Source organism: Lactobacillus sp. M0390 (assembly GCF_016102085.1).
In the GTDB taxonomy this organism is placed as follows: domain Bacteria; phylum Bacillota; class Bacilli; order Lactobacillales; family Lactobacillaceae; genus Lactobacillus; species Lactobacillus apis.
This window is the reverse complement of sequence record NZ_JACFPH010000001.1, coordinates 217,289-235,013: the sequence shown is the minus strand read 5'-3', so window position 1 is coordinate 235,013 and position 17,725 is coordinate 217,289. Positions and strand designations below refer to the sequence as shown.

The following is a 17,725-nucleotide window of genomic DNA, read 5'->3' as shown; positions in this document are numbered from 1 at the left end:
GCTAACTTCGGAGCTCATTTCGTATAAGATAGGTTTTATTTCTTAACTAATTAAGAAAAATTAGGCATTAATAACGTACTTTTCCCATTCTTTCCAAATGCTATCGCCAGAGAAGCGTTGTGCATTTTGATATGCACCTTCATTTAACTGCTCCATCAACGCTGGATTATCAAAGTACTCTTTAATTTTGGCAGCCAGATCATCAACATGTCCGCTCGGAACAATAAAACCACTCTGACCATCTTGAATTAGATCAGCCGGACCATAGTTAATGTCATAAGCAATTACTGGTACACCATGCGATTGTGCTTCAACAATTGCAAGAGGAGCTCCTTCATAGCGTGAAGATAGTACTAAAAGCTCCGCTGTATTGTAGACAGTTTCCATATCTTGAGTATAGCCCTTAAATTGAACCACATTTTCTAAACCAAGATTTTTAACAAGCTGCTTAAGCATCTTTTCTTCCTTAAGACCATCGCGTCCGTTACCATAACCGTAGATATCAAAGCTTAGCGTTGGGTTTTCTCTATATGCTTTTGCAAATGCATTAATCGCATCATCTAGACGCTTCTCATAAAATAAACGTGCCACTGCTACAATTTTGCCTGGCGTACGTTCACTCATTGGAATATGTCTGGTATTCAACTGCTTATCAGGAACGATTCCAACTGGAATTGATACAATTGGTACTTGTGTACGTAAACGTTTCGTCATATCATCAGCTTGACGTTGAGACGGCGTTATAACCAAGTCAGTCTTGCTTAATAACTCATTATTAGAAATTGACGGATATGTTATAGGAGAACTTGGATCCCAAAAATCTCTGAAGTGAATATTATGAAAATGTTCAATTTTCCGAGCTGGAGTTTTCATGTTAATCATCGGAACATTCGAACAATCACTTCTGTCAGAAATAAAGGTCGAAATCTCGTCACCATCTTGCTCATTTAACTCATCGAGCATAATTGTGAATGCCTGTCCAGTGTTCATCAGCGAGTGCAGCTTACCGTGCGTATCAGTCAATTGAATATTTGTTGCAGGATAGGAGTTAGGTCTTTTTTCATAAGAGGTCTCATAATAAACAGTATTATTAGGGCGATAAAATTGTTCATAAATAAGGTGTCCATCTGCCGTATCATAAATTTGGGTCATACTCTTGAAACCACGAGTATCATAAAATTCTTGTTTTGTATGGTTGCCGTCACCATTAAAGTAATCAATTGTATCAACACTACCGTTAGGAAACATAGTAATCCGCATAGTTTTACGATTACCATTATAAACTTCATAACCGTTATCTACTTCTCTTATTTGATACTCATCTGGAATTGATAAATCAGAAACAGTTACCACTTTCGCCGGAAAAGTTACTGTACCAGCAAAAAAGTCAAACATGTTAACATAATCATCATCAGTCATTTCATACAATGGTAAATTTCGGTGAGCAAGACGATTATATTCACACATGACTATCTTAGCAGGTACACCCTTTTGCTTGAATAATTTTAATCGTTTAACTTCTGCATGCTCAATACCAGAGCTATTAGCATCTAATCTGTTATTTAGAAAATAATACATCATTTACTCCCTTACCTTGTTAAATTGTAATTCGCACTTTCAATTTTATCACACCAATATTACAATATTGCTTGTTTTTATAAAAAAGGCTAATAATATCGCACTTATTAATTGTAAATAGTACTATTGCATTTAGTTCCATTGTTATGAAATTTTGAGCATAAAAAAGCACCGTCAGTATAGTCACTTCTATAGACGATGCTATTTTTAATTATTCTCTTTTTTAGTTATTTTTAGGATCACTGGCCAAATAAATGTGAGCACCAATCCCATGGCGAGCCCAAGCCACAAAACAGACGAAGTGGTCAATGAAATTCCATGATAAAGCTCTGTCTGCAAATTTTGGGTTAGCTGATTTAAGTAATATTGCAGTGCGCCAAACGATCCTACAGAGGCGATCAATAAAACTATCGAAGCCCAAGAACTACCGAATAGTACAAGCAGAGCTGCAATAGCAAAAAGCAAAATAGCTGCGAAAAAGAAATAATGGAAAACATTAATGGTATCGTTGACTTGCTTGCCGTTGTTTTTGAGCTCTTTATTTAACCGATCTAAAATGACGTAATTGACAGCCTTTTGAACCTGATTCTTTTCAGATAAATTCAAATTTTGCGCTGTAACTTCACCATTTTCTTGGTAACTCACACTCAAATTATAAAGGTTAATATAAGACAAATCGCGATGATACTTTTGTGGTAATTGCTCAAAAATCTTATCTTCAACACCAAAGTCTTTTGCTAACTGTAGCGATCCCTTTAAATTAGCATCCCCAGTCTTATTAACATTTTTGTCAATTACTGTTTTCGCCATTTTGGGAACATTCTGAACATTAATTGTTGCAGCGCCCTCAAATAAAAATAACCCTGATAGACAAACCAATGCGGCAAAGATCAACCGTAGAAAAATACTAGTAAACTTCTTCATTAAGCTTACCCCCTTAGGTAGATTAACTATTGTTCTAGCATTCGTGTTGACCTGAAACTAAGCAGTTGCATTTAATTACTGCAGGCGCCTTGCTCTCCTTACCAGCAAGCTCATCCTCAATTGTCGAGATATCTGATTTAGATAATGGCATATCTTTCAAAAGTTCAATTAGAACTTGTCCTTTATGCATATCACACATGTGATCCATCATTTCTTTTGAAACCTGAATCATCATCTGCACTTGAGTAACAGTTGCGGAGTATGCATACCGATGTCCATCTTTTCTAGTCTTTAGCAAACCTTTTTTAACTAGTCTCCCAATCAGTGTCTTGATTGTTGATTCTGACCAGTTCTTTTTAGCTTGTAATTGCTTAATGATATCACCAGTATGAATTTCACCAAGTGTCCACACTATCCTCATGACTTCCCACTCGGCTTCAGAAATATTATGTTCTTTATTTTTTTCTACCATAATAATCAACCTAACTTTATTCTACTACAAAACATATTTTTTTAATGCTTTGGCAATTCCGTCATGGTCATTATCATCAGTTACATAGTCCGCACTATCTTTAATCAGTTCGATTGCGTTTCCCATTGCAACTTTTTTAAAGTTTGGATTGGAAAACATGGAAATGTCATTCCCTTGATCGCCAAAGACCATTACTTGACTCTGATCAATCTTCAAGCGATCAGCAAGTACCATAAGAGCGTTACCCTTAGAAGCATCTTTAATGTTGATTTCAACATTAGTCGAAAAGCTTCGAACAATATCATACTTGGCAAAAGCCCACTCGGGAATATTGTTCCATAATTTTTCAACCTCGTTAACATCTTCAGTCATGCTAAAGCCAACTTTGTTAAAAGCAAAATCTTGTGGAATTTCCTCTGCCTTACGTACTTTAATCATGTTATTAGTCATTGCGGCATTCACTGCAAGATTAGCCCCTAAATCGCGATCACAGGTCCAAAAACACTCTGGCGTTTCAAAATGTAAATTAACATGAGCAAGTCTTTGAAGTTTGCGCATATTGGAAAAATCCTGATAGTTCATTTCTTGATTCATCAAAACATCGCCTGCCAAGTTTTGAATGACCGCGCCATTAAACACAATGTTATATTGCTTCTTTCCAGCAAGGCCCAATTGCTTGTTAAAAGGCATTACCCCAGATAAAGGTCGACCTGTTGCAAGAACCACTTGAATTCCTTCGCTAATCGCGTTTTTTAAAGTCTTTTCTGTTTCTGGCAAAATCGAGTTAGTACTACTAAGCAAAGTACCGTCTAAATCAACAGCAATTAATTTTATTGACACAGTATTCTCCTCCCACTGCTTTTTGCATCGTCCCCTTTATTATACAAAAAGTCGTAATTACTTACGACTTTTTTCGGTATCTAGTTGTTTTGCTAGTTCTAAAAAAATATTTATTCAACAGTAACACTTTTAGCAAGGTTACGTGGTTTATCTACATCTAAGCCCTTAGCTTTAGAGGCATAATAGGCAAATAATTGAGCGGCAACAACACTAACAAGTGGAGTTAGATAATAATCAATATCTGGCAAAATGATATCGTCGTCAGGTTTTGCCAGTTTCTTACTTGCAATGGTAATCACACTAGCACCTCTTGAGACAACCTCCTCGATGTTCCCGCGCATTAGGTCTGCTGTAACCGGATCATTAATTAGGCCAATTACCGGTGTATTCTTTTCAATTAACGAAATTGTGCCATGCTTTAATTCGGCTGCCGCAAATCCTTCTGTTTGGATATAAGATACTTCTTTCAGTTTGAGTGCAGCTTCAAGAGCAAGTGGATAATCAATTCCGCGTCCAATATAAAAAGCATTGCGTGACGGTACTAGATATTCCTTAGCTAATTGCTCAATTTTTTCTTTACTGGAGATTACTTGTTCTACTCCCTCAGCAGCTAAAGCTAAATTTTCCTTTAGAGCAAAATTTTTCGCTGCGTCATTGCCAGTTCTTTCTCCCATTGCTTTTGCTAGTATTGCCTCAACTACCACCTGAGCGGTATAAGCCTTGGTTGAAGCAACAGCAATTTCAGGTCCCGCTTCAAGTGACATTGAATAGCTTGCTTCACGAGCAAGTGTTGAACCTGGAACATTTGTTAATGTAAGGGTTGGTATATTACGCTTAATTGCTTCTTGTAAAACGACACGTGAATCTGCCGTTTCCCCAGATTGCGATAAAAAGATAAATAATGGCTTTTTCGACATCATTGGGAAATGATAACCAGCCTCTGATGCAAGTCCAACTTCTGTCGGAATATTAGCAAACTTTTCAAACAAAACTTTGCCAACCAAACCAGCATGGTAGCTGGTGCCTGCCGCAAAGATATATAAACGATCTGCTCGTGTCAGTGCATCAACGATTTCTTGATCAACTTTTGGCTTACCGTCTTCATCTAAATAGTATTGCGCCAAATGCCGCAAAACACTTGGTTGCTCGCATATTTCTTTTAACATATAAAATTCATAAGTGCCTTTAGAAGCAGCGTTAGGATCAATATTCACCTCATAAGGCTTGGCTTGAATTTTCTCTCCAGCAAGATTTTCTAGTACGTAGTTATCCTTAGTGATATCTCCAACTTGACCGTCAGCCAAATCAATAAAAGTCTTGGTTTGATCTAATACTGACAATGCATCTGAAGCAATTACATTAAAGTCTTTTCCTAGTCCAAGCATTAGTGGCGACTTATTTTTAGCAATAAAAATGTGATCAGGAATTGTATTGTCAACTAAAAGTATTGCGTATGAGCCTTTTACTTCTGCCAGTACCATCTTTAAAGCAGTAAAGGTATCGACCTTTTTGTCATTAACTACCTTACTAATTAATTGAACGATAACTTCGGTATCTGTATCTGATTGAAAATCAACGTCACTTAAATATTTTTCCTTTAGTTCTTGATAATTTTCAATTACCCCATTGTGAACCATGTAAAAACGATTTGTCTCATCAAATTGTGGATGTGCATTAGCTACAGTTGGCTTGCCATGTGTTGCCCAGCGCGTGTGCCCAATTCCAACAAGTCCATCCTCATCCTGCGTCATCTTAGCACGTAAGTTCTTAATACGCCCGGTAGTTTTGGTTAAGTATTCTCGCCCATTTAAGTCATTTAAATAAATGCCCGCTGAATCATATCCCCGGTATTCCAAGTTTGCTAAACCATCTAATACGACTTCTTTAGCCGATTTACCGATAATTCCAACAATTCCACACATATTATTCTCCTTTGGTATAGTCCATATTTTATTTTTTGGACTAGTGAAAGCTTCTTTGTTACGTATGGAATGATAATATTTATTTAAAAATTGGTCAAGTAATTAGTATGACAATTGGTATATACTAAGTCTGATAAGTGCTATTGTATACACAAAAAAGGCAGGAAAAATATTTTCCTGCCTCTTACTTTTAATTGGACTAGTTGAATTTAGACGCCCATTTCTTTTTCAACTACATCAGTGATGCGTTTTACATAAGCATCAGTTTCCTCTTGTGTTGGTCCTTCGGCCATCACCCGTAAAAGCTCTTGCGTACCTGAAGGTCTAACTACGACACGACCATCACCATTCATATCATCTTCAACTTCCTTGATAACATCAAGAATTGGTTGATGCTCTTTCCAGCTCTTCTTATCCTTTACAGGAACGTTAACAAGACATTGAGGGTAATCCTTGAAATCTTCAAGTAGTTCACTTAGTGATTTACCAGTCTTCTTCATTACTAGCATTAAATGCAAACCTGTTAGCATCCCATCACCAGTATTATGGTAATCGCTCATAATTACGTGACCAGACTGTTCCCCACCTAAGTTATAACCGTTTGCCCTCATTTCTTCGGAAACATAACGGTCACCTACTTGAGTACGAATGTTTTTAATGCCCTTTCTCTCAAGTGCTTTAGTAAAACCTAAGTTACTCATTACAGTAGTTACAATCGTGTCCTTCTTTAGACGGCCACCATCTTCCATGTAGCTGCCCAAAACGTACATAATGTGGTCTCCATCAACTTCATTACCATTTTCATCAACAGCAATACAGCGATCAGCATCCCCATCAAAAGCGAGTCCTAATTGGGCACCTTGTTTAACTACTTCTTCTTGTAACTTCTTTGTGTGGGTTGCACCAACGTGATCATTGATGTTTAAGCCATTTGGATGAGTTGCAATCGTAGTAAAATCAACACCACAATCAGCAAATAGACGAGAAATCAAGTTGCTAGCAGCACCATTAGCACCATCAATAACAACTTTAATTCCATCTAAATCAACTGGAATGGTATTTTCAATGAATTGGAGGTATTTTGCACTACCTTCGTGAAAATCAGTTACTGAGCCTAAACCCTCAGCTGAAGGACGAGGTAAGGTATCTTCTTTAGCATCAATTAGCTTTTCGATTTCTTCTTCCATTTCATCAGATAGTTTCAAGCCATCGCTACCAAAGAATTTTATTCCATTATCTTGAACTGGATTATGAGAAGCGGAAATTTGTACGCCGGCATCTGCACCTTGCGCTCTTACTAAGTATGACAAACCTGGAGTCGTAATTACACCAACTTCTAAAACTTCAATTCCAACTGATAGCAAACCAGAAATCAGCGAATATTCTAACATTTGACCAGAGATTCTGGTATCACGAGAAACTAAAACTTTAGCTTGCTCATCTTTATCCTTGTTCTTGGTTAAAATATAACCTCCGTCACGTCCTAATTTAAATGCTAATTCTGGTGATAAATCTTGATTTGCTACTCCACGAACACCGTCGGTGCCAAAATACTTCAACATCTAAAATACCTTCCTTTTACTTAATTTTTTTCACTTTTTACATTTGAATTTGCTACTTTGATGTCTATTCCAAGTTGAACGGGATCAGACTTAACTACACCCGCGGGCAAGTCTAGTTTAACCACTTTGCTTGTCGACACTGCAATTTCACTAAGGTCGACTGGAACTTTTAGCTTACTTATTTTGGCTAAATCTTCCTTTGCCCCATATATAGTAACATAGTCCGGTTTAGCCGTTAGCGAATATATTTTTCCGCTTTGCTCACTTTTTGGTTCTAGCTTAACCCTAACTCGTTTATGAGCGACTGAAACTGGTATTGTTACCTTAGCTGTAGCAGGTTCAATGACCACATTAAGCTGCCTTTTTTTATGATCTAAGGCAATAAGGCTAACTTGCCGTTCATAGTCATGCTTCATTTCACTTGGAAGAACGACCTTTGCGACTATTTGGTCAATTTGTTCAACCTCACTCCGTGCTCCAGTAACCTCAACTTGTTGCGGATAAACGCTTGGATGACCAACCGTATAACCATGAGCTACAGCGTTCTCATTATACTCTATTTGAACAGGCATTGTTGTTGATTTTCTTTTCTGAATATCAACATGAACAACTTTTGGATTGATTGAATACGAAAGTTGCCTGCTAATGCCGTTAACGTGAACTTTTACTTCATGACCACCGATTTTCTTCTTAGTCAAATCAATATAGGCCCGAAAGTTTTGCGTATTAACAGTTGATGTCACTAGTGCATTAGAGCCCTCTAATGTAATGCTTACTTTTTCAGGATAGCCGACAACGTAATACTTATCTGTATCAACTGAAACTTGCAAAGGAACACTAATCGTTTGTGTTTTGTTAGCAGTTTGTTTCGTCCGACTTGACTGTCCCTGAGTTAAAAAACCACCCTGCGTGTCATTAACATAAATTACCAATAAAATTGCAATCAGTAGTGAAACTAACCGAATGAACCAAGATTTTTTCCAAAAGTTTTTCATCGGTCAGCACCCCACTTCCAAACCTTACGAGCAATTTTTTGATACCATTTTTCTGCTTGGTTTTTCTTAGGAACAAGTTCAGCAGTCAGGTATTTCATGTACTCATCACGAGTCATATCAACTAGAAAACGCCCATTCCGCGTAATTGTCACACCACCAGTTTCTTCGGAAACAACAATTGTAATCGCATCGGTAACTTCTGAAATTCCGACAGCAGCACGGTGACGTGTCCCTAAACGCTTCGGAATCATACTATTATCCGAAAGAGGCAAATAGGCTGCCGCAACGGCAATCTTATGATCATTATTAATAATGACAGCACCATCATGTAACGGGGTATTAGGAATAAAAATATTAATCAATAACTCACCAGTTACATCAGCATTCAACTTAATACCAGTTTCAACATAGTCGTCTAGTCCTGTTTCTTGCTGGAGAGTGATTAATGCTCCAATTCTTCTTTTCGACATATATTGAATTGCCTTATCAAGTTCATTAATAAACTTGATTGATTCAGTACGTTCACTGTCTTCTCGACCAGCAAAAATTGGCAAACGCCCTAAGTGCTCCAGTCCACGCCTAATCTCGGGCTGAAAAATAATGATAATCCCGACCACCGACCAAGAAACAATTTGATCGATCAACCAGGTCGTGGTATGTAATTGCAAAATTCCAGCAACGATGCGCACCACAAAAATCAGGACAATTCCCTTGGCAAGCTGAACTGCTTTAGTACCTCGGATTAAAATGACCAAATGGTAAACTAAAAACCAAATGATCAAAACGTCTAAGATAGTTGAGAAGTTCGCCCAAGTAAAAATATGTATTCCGTTAGACTGCATAGATACTCCTTTCTATTATTGTAACAAGCAAAACTTAATCATTTGGCTTACCAATAATTCTAACTTCAGTCTCTAAATCAAGACCAAATTCCTCTTTAATCTTCTCTTGAATTAAATGGATTAAGTCAAGATAGTCCGTAGCTGTTGCTCCTCCTTTATTAACAATAAAGCCGGCATGTTTAGTGGAATCCTGCGCACCACCAATTTGTTTTCCTTGAAGACCCGCTTTAATGATCATCGGACCAACAAAATGACCAGCTGGACGCTTAAACACGCTACCACAAGAAGGATATTCTAATGGTTGTTTATATTGTCGCAATGCATTGAGATAGTTCATCTGCGCTAAAATTTCACTTTTCTGGCCTTTCTTTAATTCAAAGGTCGCAGATAAGACAATATCATCAGTGTCTTGAATACGTGAATGTCGGTATGAAAAAGCCATTTCCTCATTTGTATAAGTTTTAAACTCACCTTTTGCAGACATTACGGTAACCGACGCAACAGCCTCACAAGTTTCACCGCCATACGCTCCTGCATTCATAAAAACAGCGCCACCAACACTACCTGGAATACCGGCTGCAAATTCCATTCCACTAAGTCCATGGTTGGCTGCCATAAAAGCAGTGTCAATAATTCGTGCACCTGCTTGAGCAGTAACTGTCTGACCTTCAACGGTAATCTTATCCATTTTGGTTAAAATAATGACGAGTCCATCAATGCCACCATCACGAATAATTAAATTTGATGCATTTCCAATAACAGTTAGCGGTATTTGATCAGCATTAGCTGCTTCAACTAGCTCTTGAAGCTCTGTTTGATTTTGCGGGAAAGCCAAAAATTCTGCTGGACCACCAGTTTTTGTAAACGTATATTTGCTAAGCGGGACTTGTTGCTTAATTTCTATCCCTTCTTTTGCTAAATCAAATAACTTCAAAGTTAAAATTCTCCTTATTAAATCTTTTGTTTATTTTACCGCATTCAGTGAATTGCTTCATCCTATGTTATACTAAAATTAAGTTTTAAAGGAGAGAAAATGAATTTTATTGCAATGGACTTTGAAACCGCCAACCGCCATCCAGAAAGTGCGTGTTCTCTAGCACTAGTAATGGTTCGCGACAATCAAATTGTTGACCGGTTCTATACAGTTATAAACCCCCAAATGCCGTTTGATGCGCGAAACATTCAAATTCATGACATTACTGCAGATGATGTAAAGGATGCGCCAACAATGGCAGAAGTTTGGACTCAAATCAAAGACTTGTATCAGCCTGGCATGCTAGTTTGTGCGCATAATGCACGTTTTGATACAAATGTAATGAAGCAAAGTTTAGCGCGTTATGATATTCAAGAACCGCACTATTTTGTAATCGACACCCTACAAACAAGTAAATTATTTGAACCTAATCTAGCTAATCATAAACTAGATACTGTATCCGAAGCATTAAATGTTGAATTGTGGCACCATCACAATGCGCTTAGCGATAGTGAAGCCTGTGCAGGTATTCTTATCGCCCAAAACAAAGAATTTGGTGATGAACCAATTAAAAACCTTGTTTACCAAATCTAATAAATAAGTCAAAAAGCAGAACTGATTAATTTCAGCTCTGCCTTTTTTATTGCAATTTATTCATGATATCTTTTACCCACAGTTCATTGCGCTTTCCCTGCGGTCTAAATTCTAATGTCCTCTTAGTGGAATCCCAGCTATCATCAACTCTTCTAATTACTACCTGCAAATATTGATCTGGTAGATAGCCCTGAATAACTTCTGGCCATTCAATAATAACCAATCCTGGCTCTGACAGATAACTATTTAAATCGATTGATGATAAATCGCTGTTTTCTAAACGATAAAAATCCATGTGATAAATTGGTAGTTTTGCCTCAGCATACTCACGGACAATCGTAAAGGTTGGACTTTTCACCGGACGTCTTACCCCAAGCGCATAACCAATTCCCTGTGTCAGTGTAGTTTTACCGGCTCCTAAATCACCATTTAGTAAAAGCAAATCGTGTGGCTTAGCTGTAGTGGCAATCGCTGCACCAATTTTCTTCATTTCAGCAGCTGAGTTAATCTCTAATTTAGTCATTATTCTTTATCCTTAAAAAGTGCTTGAGCTGCTGTTAAAACAGCTAAGTCGTAGACATCCTGGCTACTTGCCCCACGTGATAAATCGTTAATTGGTTTATCAAGTCCCTGCAAAATAGGTCCAATTGCTGCAAAGTTACCCAAACGTTGTGTAATTTTATAAGCAATATTGCCCGATTGTAATTCAGGGAAAATAAAAATGTTTGCACGACCCGCAAGCTTAGAGTCAGGCGCCTTTTTTGCAGCAACTTCCGGAACAAAAGCAGCATCAAATTGTAATTCACCATCTGAAACAATATCAGGGTGCTCTTTAGCAAAAATTTCAGCAGCCCCGACAGTTCTAGTAACCATTTCACCTTTTGCGGAGCCCTTGGTTGAAAAGCTAAGGAAGGCTACACGTGGCTCAAGGTCAATCATTTTGGCTGTTTCAACAGTTTGATAAGCAATTTCTGCTAACGTTTGACTATCAGGTGATGGATTGATTGCACAGTCTGCAAAAAGATACTTTTCTTTCCCTCGCTCCATAATAAAGCTACCAGAGACGCGATGCATGCCTTCAGCAGTATGAACAAGTTGTAATGCTGGACGAACAGTTTCTGCCGTCGAATGAACTGCACCAGAAACCATTCCATCAGCAATTCCCATCTTAACCATCATTGTGCCAAAATAATTGGCATCCTTTAATGCTTTACGCACCTCGGATTCAGTAATTTCTTTACCACGAGCTTGAATGAAACTGACTACCATTTCATTCAGGTTCTCGTAATTATCAATGTCAATTAACAAAAGATCATCGAGTGAAATTCCTTCTTGCTGTGCAACTTGTTTTATTTGTTCTGGATCACCCAAAATAATTGGACTAACGACATTATCGTCTTTAAGTTTTCTAACGGCTTTTAATATCCTAGGATCATTTCCTTCAGGGAAAACTATGCGATATTGTTTACTAGAATTTTTCACTTTGCTCTTTAATAATTCAAAAATACTCATTATTTCACCTATGCTAAATCAGATTCTGTAACTTGTTGCTGCAATTGCCAATCAATTGGTGTTTCACCAAATTTTTTTAAGGCCTCATTACAGCGCGAAAATGGTCGTGAGCCAAAGAAGCCGCGATCTGCTGAGAAGGGACTTGGATGAGCTGATTTAATCACATAATTCTTCTCTTGGTCAATTAATGCGATTTTATTTTGCGCATATTTGCCCCATAAGATAAAAACAACCTGACCACGATCGCTCAGGGCTTTGATTGCAGCATCTGTTACTTGCTCCCAGCCTTTGCCCTGATGTCCATTTGCATGTCCATATGGTACAGTTAAAACTGCATTCAGTAGAAGTACACCCTGATCAGCCCACTTTTTCAAATAACCATGTTGAACCGGAATACAGCCCACATCATCATAAAGTTCCTTATAAATGTTCTGTAGGGATGGTGGTAATTTAACCCCAGGCATTACGGCAAAACTCATTCCGGTTGCCTGCCCTGGATTATGGTATGGATCTTGGCCTAAAATAACTACTTTAGTCTTAGCAAATGGGGTTAATTTAAAAGCAGTGAAAATATGGTACATATCCGGAAATATCCGCTTAGTTTGGTATTCTTTTTTCAAAAACTCATGAAGCGCATGGTATTCATTACTTTCAAATACGGGAGCTAGTACTTCATCCCAGTCATTGCCAATAAACTTTTTCATTATCAAGACACCCTCTCTTTCACAGCCTATATGGTATCATGAAACTAATTCTGATTGAAAATAACTTAGACAATTTTAACGATTTTTACCATAACAAAGCGCATTTATTAAAAAAATAATAAACGGCATGTTCTCTACTTATGTTAAGATGATTATGAAATAATAAAACGCTTCAGTTACGAAGGAGGCTCATCTCTTATCTTGATTAAATTAGTAGCTTGTGACCTTGATGGCACATTATTTAACAGTAATATTACCGTCTCAGACGAAAACGTAGCCGCAATTAAAGCGGCCCAAAAAAGTGGAATTGAGTTCTTGGTGGCAACCGGACGTTCACCTGAACAATCGCGTAAAGTAATTAAAGATTTTGGTATTAACACAGGTTTTATTAACATTAATGGTGCACTTGTATTTGATGCAAATGGTAAGCTGCAGGTTAAAAATCCGTTGCCAACAGCCAAAGCGAAACAAGTAGCGGACATTTTGGACCGGCACCACATTTATTATGAGCTTGTAACCTCAGACTTGATTTTTTCAAAAGACATTAGCCAACGAGTAGTTAATTTAGCTCGTGCATTAACTGCGCTTAATCCGCGCCTAAGTTTTAAAAAAGCAGTAGCAACAGCAGCAGGAAGTAATGCAATGTTAAGCATGACTTATGTTGACAGTTTTACTGACCTATTAAACGATCCAGAGCTTGAAGTAATGAAGATAATTTCCTTTGACGGACATGGACCTGAAGCTTTTGTTGAGGCAAAAAAGGAAATCATGGCTTTAGGAGATGTGGCAGTGACTTCAAGCTCCCCAGCTAATATCGAGATTAATGATGCTAAGGCACAAAAAGGTCCTGCATTGATGGAATATGCGAAAAAGAAAGGCCTGAAGCGAGAAGAAGTTGCTGCAATTGGCGATAACCTTAATGATGAGAGTATGATTAGGGATGCCGGTACAGGTGTAGCTATGGGCAACGCGGTTCCAGCAATTAAGAAATTAGCCCAAGTACAAACAAAAACTAATGATGAAAATGGAGTAGCTTATATTTTAAAACAGTTTATTAGCGAAAATGCTAAAGAATAGAGGTGCTTAAATGCGCTATTTACTAGAACTAACTCAAAAGCAAGAATACGGTCAGATTCCCGTTGCAAATGAAAAAGGCAAAATCAAATACTTAATTCAAGGTAATCTTGATAATCCTAACCATACACTTTATTTGAAGACGTATAAGCAAACTGAAATTGGTCGCCTTTATACTGATGGTAATGGCATAATTTCATCCTATACTATTGACGTTGTCAATCATTCTTTAGTTAAAGTCAAACGCTTTAACAACTCTGTGTCGAATCTTTTTTATATTACTAGACTTAATTACTTAGTTACAGGTAGTATCAAAAACGGAAAATACCGCTTTTTATCTGGGGTTAAAACAGTGGCTACGGTTGAAACAGATATCAAGAAAAATGGGGTCGTTTTAACTTGTAATATTGCTCGCCCAGAAGATGTACCGTTTATTTTACTGTGTGCCACCCTCTTTACACAATGGCATACAACGCCTCTGCGGTTACCGACATTCCCACCTATTGGACGTAAATATAATGTTAAATTCAACTAAACAAAAGGAGCACTACTAATTGTAGTGCTCCTTTTGTTAATCAACCTTTTTCTTATAAGCCAACTTCTCATTTTCAAATGTCAGAAGTTGGTCATCAAAATAGGTATATTTCAGCCAAATCAAAAAATGAGTTATTTTAATCTTTTTCTATATCTTGTTACACCAAAATAGTAGATTGCACTAACTAATAATGCCACTCCATAAACGTATTGTGTACTTATTGAGCCGAATTTTTCTATAATCCAGCTTCCCCCAAATGTACCTAACGGTATCATTAGAGAAAGTATACTGTCATTGATAGTATCAATTCTACCTAAAATTGCTGATGAAAAGCTTGTTTGAACTAGAGTTTCAAAATCTATGTTCATCATTGTAATCCATAAAGAAGAGATTGCAGAGCTAATCAAGGCGAAAATTACACTAGTTTTTACAGTTAATGGAACCAAGAGTCTAAATATTCCCGCTCCCAAGAAGCATAAAGTAATAAAGGCTTCCATATTCTTTTTTCCTAACTTAAAATGCTGTATAACAAGAGCTCCTAGTATGCTTCCTAGGGAGGATACCATCAGCAATCCTCCATAGCCAATCGCCGAGTCATGTATATAGCTTTCCGCAAAATAAGGCAATCCAACATCATAAATGCCAAAAAAGAAGTTAACCACGCATAACGGTAATATCAATTCAATAATATTACTCTCACTTTTCAAAGTAACCCAACCAACTTGTAAATCTTTTAAATAGGAGCCTGTAAAGTATTCTTCACTTTTTAGTACATCTTTTGCGAGCATATTAATTTGTACTCTTGCATAGATAAAGAGCGCTATGGTAAAAATAACCGCTGATATAATAATGGTTATACTGATGGATGTTGTAGCAATAATAAAGGTGGTTATACCGTCTAGTACTAAGTCCAATATCTTGTAGCTTACCTGAAAAAGGCCGTTAAAATGCAAGAGATCTTTCTTCTCAACAAGCACGGGCAATAGCTTATATTCTGTTGGATAAATAATTGATGATAATATTGTTGATATACCAAATAACAGAAGTAAAAATATGTCAATGATTACATTATTTTGCTTAAGGTATAGTACACACGCGATAATAACACTAATTACAATTTGTATAAGAGTTGAATATTTTAGCAATTTTTTAACGGACAAACGATCAATTAGCGGACCAAATCCAAACGAAATTATGTCAATTCCAGCTTCAATTGAAAAAATTAGCGCTACCATTAATGGTGAATGACCAGTTTCTTTAAAGTACCAAAGAATTGCCATATAGAATAAACTATCAGCAATATTAGTTGCCACCCGTCCAGCTAGTAATTTATAAACATTTAAATATTTCTTTTTTATCATCACTTTTCCATCCTTAAATATTATCCATCTTCTGTTTTGACTCTTCAATATTATGTTGCAAGCTATAGTTACAGTTGACCTCTCGGGGAAAAAGAAACCTAACGCTTGGATTAGCAATAGTACTTTTCCTTAGTAAACGTTCTATATAGAATCCCGTGATTTGAGCTGAATGTATTGCTTCTGAAATTCCAGATATTGGTATAGTTACATTTCCTGCAGCAAATAGCCCAGAAATCTTCTTTTTTGCTAAATCATTTGTTCCAGCTTTTACTTTAAAGTGAGATTTTTAACTGGAAAATCGCCAATTTCATTATTTCGATGAGAAACTAAAATTATCGTTTTACAATCTTTCAAAAACATTTGAAGTAAATCCTGCGACGATTTCAAATCAATGCTTGAAAAACTTTCATCAAGTAAAACAAGCTTGTTAGTAGAATCAATGAGACGAGCTAATGCAACTCGTTGTTTCTGTCCTCCAGAAAGAGAATTGTATTGCCATGAATCATCAATTCCAAACTTTTCTTTTACTGAGGCTAATTTTTCCAAATCAACTTTTCTTCCTAATGAAATATTATAGTTAATTGAGTAAGGGAAAATTGTAACCTTTTGAGGTAAGTATATAATCAACTCGTTTATGACTTCTTGTGGGATTTGATTAATATTAATTCCATTTAAAAGAATTTCACCAGAATTTGGTTTGAGCTGACCAGTTGCTAACTTAAGCAATGTTGATTTTCCCCTACCAGAATCACCATTTAGTTTATAAAAACTATCCCTAATAAAGGCATAAGAAAAATGACTTAATATTGTTGTTCTAGAACCAGGATATGAAAACGACACATCTCTAAATTCCAGTGTCTTAAATTGCATTGGAAAGGATGCCAGATCAAACTTTTGATTACTTGGAATAACAAGATTTTTCAGCTTAGAAAATTTTGCAAAAATACCTGAAGTTGAAAGTAATTGAGCTAAATAGCGATTAATTATTCCAGCTGAATCAAAGACTTTTGTTGCTAATTCTGCTGTCGACAAAATGGCTCCAGCACTCAAAACACCCTTGAAATGTAAAAATCCAGTAATTCCTAAAATAATTAGCTGACTACCAATATTTACTACACTAGTAATAATGTCGACAATCGATCTCCTAATAGTGTTATGAACATTTGCTTTCTTCAATATACTAGAGCCCGTATCAACGAGCTTTTTTATCTCTGACAGGGCATTAAAAACAAAGAGAGTCTCATAACCGTGTAATCCACTGCTAGTATACTTAAGAAATTTTTCGTTAGCTTTAGATATCTCTTCCACTCCATTACTAAGGTATTTTTTACAAAGCCGAGGTACTAATACAATTAAAACTACTAAAAAAATAGCAGTAATGAACAAAATTGGACTATATAGATATAATGCAATTAAAGCAAAAATTGCATTGCCACTGAAGCGAACAATCCTGAAAAAGGTGTTTACACCTTCTCTTTGAATGAGATTAACATCATTTTGCAAATACGATTCGTAATAGTCCACTGGATTATTCTGAAAATCACTCTCTGGCATTTCAGTTAGCGCTGTTGCAATATCATTTCTAATATCAGTTAAAATGTCTTGAGTTGCACTTTCTTCAATATAGCTTTCAAAAAAGGAAATAATAAAAGAAATAAACCATAGTAAAAAAATCAGCATCAGTAGTTGACCAAAAAGATTTATATTCTTCGCAATTAAAGCATTAGCTAAATCTGCCATTTTGGTAGCAGCAAAAACTTGCAGGAATGAATTGGTTAACAACAATAAGCAGGCACACCCGACAGAAAATAAATGTTGCTTAAGATATTTGTGCATG

The 17,725-nt window shown here is 36.6% G+C and carries 17 protein-coding genes; 3 read left to right on the top strand and 14 right to left on the bottom strand.

Annotation, left to right across the window (positions count from 1 at the left end; genetic code table 11):
• Positions 1-60: 60 nt before the first annotated feature.
• From H3R25_RS01100 to murB, 9 genes are all read right to left on the bottom strand, one after another.
• Complete coding sequence (locus H3R25_RS01100; protein WP_198193916.1) at positions 61-1,581, bottom strand: glycosyltransferase; 1,521 nt, start codon at positions 1,579-1,581, stop codon at positions 61-63.
• Between the two features lie 204 nt (positions 1,582-1,785).
• Complete coding sequence (locus H3R25_RS01095; protein WP_198193914.1) at positions 1,786-2,502, bottom strand: hypothetical protein; 717 nt, start codon at positions 2,500-2,502, stop codon at positions 1,786-1,788.
• A 34-nt stretch (positions 2,503-2,536) separates the two neighbouring features.
• Positions 2,537-2,974, bottom strand: a complete 438-nt coding sequence (locus H3R25_RS01090) for a CopY/TcrY family copper transport repressor (RefSeq protein WP_109715334.1) — start codon at positions 2,972-2,974, stop codon at positions 2,537-2,539.
• 24 nt (positions 2,975-2,998) lie between these two features.
• Entirely contained in the window at positions 2,999-3,814 is an 816-nt protein-coding gene (locus tag H3R25_RS01085) for a Cof-type HAD-IIB family hydrolase (RefSeq protein WP_109715333.1), read from the bottom strand.
• A gap of 110 nt (positions 3,815-3,924) precedes the next feature.
• Positions 3,925-5,736 carry a glutamine--fructose-6-phosphate transaminase (isomerizing) gene (glmS, locus tag H3R25_RS01080; RefSeq protein WP_198188691.1) on the bottom strand — a complete coding sequence of 604 codons (1,812 nt, stop codon included), beginning with the start codon at positions 5,734-5,736 and terminating at the stop codon, positions 3,925-3,927.
• Between the two features lie 209 nt (positions 5,737-5,945).
• Entirely contained in the window at positions 5,946-7,298 is a 1,353-nt protein-coding gene (glmM, locus tag H3R25_RS01075) for a phosphoglucosamine mutase (protein WP_187157786.1), read from the bottom strand.
• A 20-nt stretch (positions 7,299-7,318) separates the two neighbouring features.
• On the bottom strand, positions 7,319-8,293 hold the full coding sequence (locus H3R25_RS01070) for a YbbR-like domain-containing protein (RefSeq protein ID WP_198193912.1): 975 nt from the start codon (positions 8,291-8,293) through the stop codon (positions 7,319-7,321).
• Entirely contained in the window at positions 8,290-9,135 is an 846-nt protein-coding gene (gene cdaA, locus H3R25_RS01065) for a diadenylate cyclase CdaA (RefSeq protein ID WP_074425541.1), read from the bottom strand. The genes H3R25_RS01070 and cdaA overlap by 4 nt, the downstream gene beginning before the upstream one ends.
• A 34-nt stretch (positions 9,136-9,169) precedes the next feature.
• Positions 9,170-10,069, bottom strand: coding sequence for a UDP-N-acetylmuramate dehydrogenase (gene murB / locus H3R25_RS01060; RefSeq protein WP_198193911.1), 900 nt, complete (start codon positions 10,067-10,069; stop codon positions 9,170-9,172).
• 99 nt (positions 10,070-10,168) lie between these two features.
• On the opposite strand from murB, the gene H3R25_RS01055 reads away from it, so the two are divergent.
• Complete coding sequence (locus H3R25_RS01055; protein WP_046306542.1) at positions 10,169-10,702, top strand: 3'-5' exonuclease; 534 nt, start codon at positions 10,169-10,171, stop codon at positions 10,700-10,702.
• A 46-nt stretch (positions 10,703-10,748) separates the two neighbouring features.
• On the opposite strand, the gene tsaE is transcribed toward H3R25_RS01055, so the two are convergent.
• Genes tsaE through H3R25_RS01040 form a run of 3 tightly spaced genes read right to left on the bottom strand, consistent with a single transcriptional unit; the run spans position 10,749 to position 12,918 of the window.
• Positions 10,749-11,225 carry a tRNA (adenosine(37)-N6)-threonylcarbamoyltransferase complex ATPase subunit type 1 TsaE gene (tsaE, locus tag H3R25_RS01050; RefSeq protein WP_198193909.1) on the bottom strand — a complete coding sequence of 159 codons (477 nt, stop codon included), beginning with the start codon at positions 11,223-11,225 and terminating at the stop codon, positions 10,749-10,751.
• Positions 11,225-12,214, bottom strand: coding sequence for a phosphate acetyltransferase (gene pta / locus H3R25_RS01045; RefSeq protein ID WP_198193902.1), 990 nt, complete (start codon positions 12,212-12,214; stop codon positions 11,225-11,227). Before pta ends, tsaE begins: the two co-directional genes overlap by 1 nt.
• Before the next feature lie 8 nt (positions 12,215-12,222).
• Entirely contained in the window at positions 12,223-12,918 is a 696-nt protein-coding gene (locus H3R25_RS01040; RefSeq protein ID WP_198193900.1) for a uracil-DNA glycosylase, read from the bottom strand.
• 201 nt (positions 12,919-13,119) lie between these two features.
• Here H3R25_RS01040 and H3R25_RS01035 point away from each other — a divergent pair, with 201 nt between their 5' ends.
• Complete coding sequence (locus tag H3R25_RS01035; protein WP_046306536.1) at positions 13,120-13,995, top strand: Cof-type HAD-IIB family hydrolase; 876 nt, start codon at positions 13,120-13,122, stop codon at positions 13,993-13,995.
• A gap of 10 nt (positions 13,996-14,005) precedes the next feature.
• Positions 14,006-14,527 (top strand): hypothetical protein, encoded by a 522-nt coding sequence (locus H3R25_RS01030; RefSeq protein WP_046306534.1) that lies wholly within the window; start codon positions 14,006-14,008, stop codon positions 14,525-14,527.
• 131 nt (positions 14,528-14,658) lie between these two features.
• Here H3R25_RS01030 and H3R25_RS01025 read toward each other — a convergent pair whose 3' ends face one another.
• On the bottom strand, positions 14,659-15,888 hold the full coding sequence (locus H3R25_RS01025; protein ID WP_198193898.1) for an MFS transporter: 1,230 nt from the start codon (positions 15,886-15,888) through the stop codon (positions 14,659-14,661).
• Between the two features lie 267 nt (positions 15,889-16,155).
• Complete coding sequence (locus tag H3R25_RS01020; RefSeq protein ID WP_198193896.1) at positions 16,156-17,724, bottom strand: ABC transporter ATP-binding protein; 1,569 nt, start codon at positions 17,722-17,724, stop codon at positions 16,156-16,158.
• Position 17,725 lies beyond the last annotated feature (1 nt).

What these genes read in the sequence shown, in the direction of transcription:
- H3R25_RS01020 (WP_198193896.1), bottom strand. Translation starts at nt 17,724, where the DNA reads ATGCACAAATATCTTAAGCAACATTTATTTTCTGTCGGGTGTGCCTGC.
- glmM (WP_187157786.1), bottom strand. Translation starts at nt 7,298, where the DNA reads ATGTTGAAGTATTTTGGCACCGACGGTGTTCGTGGAGTAGCAAATCAA.
- H3R25_RS01040 (WP_198193900.1), bottom strand. Translation starts at nt 12,918, where the DNA reads ATGAAAAAGTTTATTGGCAATGACTGGGATGAAGTACTAGCTCCCGTA.
- H3R25_RS01070 (WP_198193912.1), bottom strand. Translation starts at nt 8,293, where the DNA reads ATGAAAAACTTTTGGAAAAAATCTTGGTTCATTCGGTTAGTTTCACTA.
- H3R25_RS01090 (WP_109715334.1), bottom strand. Translation starts at nt 2,974, where the DNA reads ATGGTAGAAAAAAATAAAGAACATAATATTTCTGAAGCCGAGTGGGAA.
- H3R25_RS01055 (WP_046306542.1), top strand. Translation starts at nt 10,169, where the DNA reads ATGAATTTTATTGCAATGGACTTTGAAACCGCCAACCGCCATCCAGAA.
- cdaA (WP_074425541.1), bottom strand. Translation starts at nt 9,135, where the DNA reads ATGCAGTCTAACGGAATACATATTTTTACTTGGGCGAACTTCTCAACT.
- tsaE (WP_198193909.1), bottom strand. Translation starts at nt 11,225, where the DNA reads ATGACTAAATTAGAGATTAACTCAGCTGCTGAAATGAAGAAAATTGGT.
- H3R25_RS01025 (WP_198193898.1), bottom strand. Translation starts at nt 15,888, where the DNA reads ATGATAAAAAAGAAATATTTAAATGTTTATAAATTACTAGCTGGACGG.
- pta (WP_198193902.1), bottom strand. Translation starts at nt 12,214, where the DNA reads ATGAGTATTTTTGAATTATTAAAGAGCAAAGTGAAAAATTCTAGTAAA.
- H3R25_RS01095 (WP_198193914.1), bottom strand. Translation starts at nt 2,502, where the DNA reads ATGAAGAAGTTTACTAGTATTTTTCTACGGTTGATCTTTGCCGCATTG.
- H3R25_RS01030 (WP_046306534.1), top strand. Translation starts at nt 14,006, where the DNA reads ATGCGCTATTTACTAGAACTAACTCAAAAGCAAGAATACGGTCAGATT.
- glmS (WP_198188691.1), bottom strand. Translation starts at nt 5,736, where the DNA reads ATGTGTGGAATTGTTGGAATTATCGGTAAATCGGCTAAAGAAGTCGTA.
- H3R25_RS01100 (WP_198193916.1), bottom strand. Translation starts at nt 1,581, where the DNA reads ATGATGTATTATTTTCTAAATAACAGATTAGATGCTAATAGCTCTGGT.